The organism is Planktotalea sp. (assembly GCF_018607965.1).
Taxonomy (GTDB): domain Bacteria; phylum Pseudomonadota; class Alphaproteobacteria; order Rhodobacterales; family Rhodobacteraceae; genus Planktotalea.
In genome coordinates, this window is sequence record NZ_JABBAM010000007.1 from 8,187 (window position 1) to 11,881 (window position 3,695).

At 56.3% G+C, this 3,695-nt stretch carries 4 protein-coding genes; 2 read left to right on the plus strand and 2 right to left on the minus strand.

Annotation, left to right across the window (positions count from 1 at the left end; all coding sequences use genetic code 11):
- Positions 1-24: 24 nt before the first annotated feature.
- Together QZ279_RS00375 and QZ279_RS00380 are read right to left on the minus strand one after the other, a co-directional pair.
- Complete coding sequence (locus tag QZ279_RS00375) at positions 25-1,773, minus strand: DNA polymerase III subunit gamma/tau (RefSeq protein ID WP_293446797.1); 1,749 nt, start codon at positions 1,771-1,773, stop codon at positions 25-27.
- 66 nt (positions 1,774-1,839) lie between these two features.
- On the minus strand, positions 1,840-2,235 hold the full coding sequence (locus QZ279_RS00380; protein ID WP_293446798.1) for a DUF202 domain-containing protein: 396 nt from the start codon (positions 2,233-2,235) through the stop codon (positions 1,840-1,842).
- Between the two features lie 55 nt (positions 2,236-2,290).
- Here QZ279_RS00380 and QZ279_RS00385 point away from each other — a divergent pair, with 55 nt between their 5' ends.
- Positions 2,291-3,139, plus strand: coding sequence for a neutral zinc metallopeptidase (locus tag QZ279_RS00385; RefSeq protein WP_293446799.1), 849 nt, complete (start codon positions 2,291-2,293; stop codon positions 3,137-3,139).
- A 3-nt stretch (positions 3,140-3,142) separates the two neighbouring features.
- The gene (locus QZ279_RS00390) at positions 3,143-3,643 is read left to right on the plus strand and encodes a protein-tyrosine phosphatase family protein (RefSeq protein ID WP_293446800.1); all 501 of its coding nucleotides are present in this window, start codon (positions 3,143-3,145) and stop codon (positions 3,641-3,643) included.
- The last annotated feature ends 52 nt before the right edge of the window (positions 3,644-3,695 follow it).

Consider the following 3,695-nt stretch of genomic DNA (forward strand, 5'->3'; position numbering starts at 1 on the left):
GTCAGTTTGGGGCAGGTGCAAGGTTTAGTCCTCTTCGAAAGGATCCCATTCGTCTTCGACTTCCGGAAGGGCTTCGGCCATAGCTTCTAGCGCGATCTCTTGCGGGGTCTTGATATCGACAATTTTGGCACCGGGGAACGCGTCGAACACAGCTTTGACAAGTGGATGTTCAGCAGCTTCTTCCTGCATTGCAATGTCTGCCGCGTCGCGGATTTGGGCGATTGTGTCTTTGCCGCCCTCATTTACCAGTGTCACGGCCCAACGGTTGCCAGTCCAGAGTTGCAGTTTCTGCCCCAAGCGCTGGGCCAGATCGGCAGGGGCTTTGGGGTGTGCCACGAATTCGATGCGACCGGGTTTATAGTTAGCAAGCATCACGCCGCCTTCAACATCGACAAGTAATTTCACATCGCGGTTGGTGCGGATCAGTTCGACCACATGTTCAAACGTTGGGAAGCGCGCGAGTGCATCAACGTCTAGGTGTTGGGCCGTCGCGGCCCCACCTGATTGGCCAGCCGAAACATGCGATTGTGCTCTGGCCACGGTTGTTGTTCCTGTGCCCATGCCGCCGCCATTGCCACCCCCGCCACCGTTAGGGACAGTTGGGGCCGGCGTGTCTTGAAGCTTGCGGATCAATTCTTCGGGACTGGGAAGTTCGGCGACATGCGTGAGACGAATGATTGCCATTTCAGCAGCCATCATCGAGTTGGGAGCAGAGGCGACTTCGTCCAGCGCTTTAAGCAACATTTGCCACATACGGGTCATCGCGCGCATCGGTAGATCACTGGCCATTTGCAGACCGCGTGCCCGTTCATCCGGCGAGACTGTCGGGTCATCGGCAGCATCGGGCGTGATTTTCACGACGCTGATCCAATGGGTAATTTCAGCTAAATCGCGCAAAACGGCCATCGGGTCAGCACCTGCCGCATATTGCGCGCCGAGTTCAGTGAGGGCCGCCGCCGCATCGCCACGCATGATCATCGCGTAAAGATCAAGCACACGACCGCGATCCGCAAGCCCGAGCATCGCGCGGACCTGTTCAACTGTGGTTTCGCCAGCGCCGTGGCTAATCGCCTGATCTAGCAGTGATGTCGCATCGCGCGCAGACCCTTCGGCGGCGCGGGTGATCAGGGCCAGCGCGTCCTCGGCAATTTCAGCATTCTCGCCAGCCGCGATGCGCTTGAGCATGGCGATCATATCTTCGGGTTCGATGCGGCGCAGGTCGAAACGTTGGCAACGGGATAGAACCGTTACAGGGACTTTGCGAATTTCGGTGGTCGCGAAAATGAATTTGACGTGTGCGGGCGGTTCTTCCAGCGTTTTCAACAACGCGTTGAACGCAGATGTCGAAAGCATGTGAACTTCGTCGATGATGTAAATCTTGTAGCGCGCAGATGCAGCACGGTAGTGAACGCTTTCAATAATCTCGCGAATGTCGCCAACGCCTGTGCGCGATGCAGCGTCCATTTCCATGACGTCCACGTGACGCCCTTCCATGATCGCCGTACAGTTTTCGCAGACACCACAAGGTTCAGTTGTCGGCCCACCTGTACCATCGGGCCCAATGCAGTTGATCCCCTTGGCAATGATCCGTGCGGTCGTGGTTTTACCCGTGCCGCGAATACCCGTCATCACGAAAGCCTGCGCAATGCGATCTGCCGCAAATGCGTTTTTCAACGTGCGCACCATCGCCTCTTGGCCGACCAGATCAATGAACGTCTCGGGGCGATATTTGCGCGCCAGAACGCGGTAGGCTGTGTTTGGCTCTTCGCTCATGCTCGTTTCCCAGATTCGTGTGCGCAAGTGGTCGTAGCCAACCCTAATGTCGTGCGCGTGCGGGGTCTATAGCAACCAGAGCACTATACCTGTGCCAAGCGTCGCGACACCTGTGCCAAGCGTCGCGACAGTCATAGCGATTGCGAGCGTCTTGAAATCCCTAGAGGGCAGGGCCTCTGCGTCATGGTCATTCAAGCGTGCATGGGCCTTGCAGGCTTGACGCTGGGCCATCCAGTAAATCATGATTGCGATTCCAAGGAACATCGAGGCCACGGATTTGGCCACCCAATTTGGATCGAAATCGCCGAAAACGGCTTTCAATCCAATGGCGACACCAACACAGGCGAGTCCAGTGCCCATCCACGAAGAGGATGTGCGTTCATTGGCGAAAATCGTGCGATCCTCTGCCCATTTGGTACAGGATTCTGAGCCGCTTGCTTTTTTGTAGCTGTTCATGTGCATACTGTGCCCCAAGGCGGGTCATATGGGAAGCGCCGTCGTTACAAGGAATTCGCTCATGCGATTGCGCGGGACAAAAGGTAGTCGAAATATTGAAGATCGAAGGCGTCAGGCTAGCGGAGGCGGCGGTCGACGTGCGGGTCCCATTGGTGGTGTTGGCTTGCTTGTGGTTCTTGCCATTGGGTATTTCGCGGGCATCGATGTGACGCCTTTGCTGCAACAAGGCAGCGCACCGGCGCAAAGTCAGACGCGTCAGGTGTCGGCGCAGGACGAACGCGCGGCTGAGTTTTCATCCCGTGTCTTGGCGACCACGGAACAAGTTTGGGCCCAACTTTTCCCGCAGCAGGTTGGACGTGACTACCGTACACCAACGCTTGTTCTTTATGCTGATGTCACACAAAGCCCGTGTGGCGGAGCATCAGGTGCGACGGGTCCGTTCTATTGTCCAGCTGATAAGAAAGCTTATCTCGACACTGATTTCTTTGCGACGCTGTCTCGCCAGCTCGGTGCAAAGGGTGATTTTGCTGCGGCTTATGTGATTGCGCATGAAGTTGCGCACCATGTTCAGAATGAACTGGGTATTTTGGGTCAGGTCGAACAATTGCGCCGTCAATCAAACCAAGTTGAAGCGAATGCTTTGACCGTGCGATTGGAGTTGCAGGCTGATTGCTTCAGCGGAATTTGGGCGCGTTTGGTCGAGGACTTGTTAGAGCCGGGTGATGTGGAAGAGGCGCTGAATGCAGCGCGGATGATTGGGGATAATCGCTTGCAAAAACGTGCGGGAAAGGTGCCGCAGTCGCACACGTTCACCCATGGCACCAGTGCACAGCGCGCAGGGTGGTTCACCAAAGGGTTTAACAGCGGTGACCTGAAGACGTGTGATACGTTTAGTGCGCGGCGTCTCTGAGCGATGACTGACCTTGTTATTCACGCACTGAGGGTTGCAGATGGATCGCTTGCTATCTCGCAAGTGCCAGGGCGTATGGGTGGCTACGGGGACGATCTGGATTTCATCCGTGATTGGAAGCCGTCGTTGGTGATTACTACAACGACGCGTGGTGAATTGATGGATGCAGGTGCTGAAACCTTGGGCGCGGATATCAAAGAAAGCGGTGCGCGCTGGTTGCATCTACCGATCAAAGATTACGGCGTGCCTGATCGGACATTTGTAGAGGCTTGGCCAGAGGCACGTGCCGCGACTCTGAGCGCGCTGCGGGGGCATGGTCGGGTTTTGATCCACTGCCATGGTGGGTGTGGGCGTTCAGGAATGCTGGCGCTACGGTTGATGGTGGAATCAGGCGAAGATGCAGTTCCAGCATTGTTACGTTTGCGCAAACTCAGACCCTGCGCGATTGAAACCGATGCACAAATGCGCTGGGCGGTCACAGGGATAACGCAAGATGGGAGTTAGGTGAGAGGTTGGACATCGACCCAAGTGGGGCTCGTTGTGGCTGCTTCCTTCC

Excerpts from the sequence above, each read along its gene's own strand:
- QZ279_RS00375 (WP_293446797.1), bottom strand. The coding sequence starts at position 1,773 with ATGAGCGAAGAGCCAAACACAGCCTACCGCGTTCTGGCGCGCAAATAT.
- QZ279_RS00380 (WP_293446798.1), bottom strand. The coding sequence starts at position 2,235 with ATGCACATGAACAGCTACAAAAAAGCAAGCGGCTCAGAATCCTGTACC.
- QZ279_RS00385 (WP_293446799.1), top strand. The coding sequence starts at position 2,291 with ATGCGATTGCGCGGGACAAAAGGTAGTCGAAATATTGAAGATCGAAGG.
- QZ279_RS00390 (WP_293446800.1), top strand. The coding sequence starts at position 3,143 with ATGACTGACCTTGTTATTCACGCACTGAGGGTTGCAGATGGATCGCTT.